This window comes from Pseudomonas koreensis, assembly GCF_036668835.1.
GTDB classification, from domain to species: Bacteria; Pseudomonadota; Gammaproteobacteria; order Pseudomonadales; family Pseudomonadaceae; genus Aquipseudomonas; species Aquipseudomonas koreensis_I.
Map to the genome: position 1 here is coordinate 1 of NZ_JAZEVW010000028.1, position 562 is coordinate 562.

At 55.7% G+C, this 562-nt stretch carries 1 protein-coding gene; it reads left to right on the forward strand.

The genetic code is table 11. The annotated features are described in order from the left end of the window. Nucleotides 1-510, forward strand: a 510-nt coding sequence (locus V6F91_RS27160) for an integrase core domain-containing protein (protein ID WP_332769924.1), incomplete at its 5' end; no start/stop codon positions are given. Nucleotides 511-562 lie beyond the last annotated feature (52 nt).

Consider the following 562-nt stretch of genomic DNA (forward strand, 5'->3'; position numbering starts at 1 on the left):
ACTGGCGTTTATACTGCGCTGGAAGTCTGGCTGATGAGCCAGGGCATTAAGGTCGGTCATTCCCGGCCTTATCATCCGCAGACTCAGGGAAAACTGGAGCGCTTCCACCGCAGCCTGAAAAATGAAGCCCTGCAAGGCCGGTTTTTCACCGATCTCGACGACGCACAACGGGCGTTTGATACCTGGCGCGACATCTACAACCAGAAACGCCCTCATCAGGCGCTGGGCATGGCGGTGCCGGCGGCTCGTTACAGTGGCAGCCCACGGGAATATCAGGAGCGACCGGCGGAACCGGAGTACAACGACGCGGATGTGGTCAGGAAGGTACAGGTGGGAGGCGAAATCTTCTGGAGGAATCGGGAATACAAGATCGGAAAGGCTTTTTATGGCAGGTGCATAGCGATCAGGGAGACGAAGGAGGACGGCATCCACGATGTCTACTGGAGTAGACATCGTGTCGCTCGAATCGACTTGAACTTGCAGATCGTGACGGCAGGTAAGAAGATCTAAAACCGTCCACCATGTCTCCGAACATGTGTCCACCATGTCTCCGGTACATACA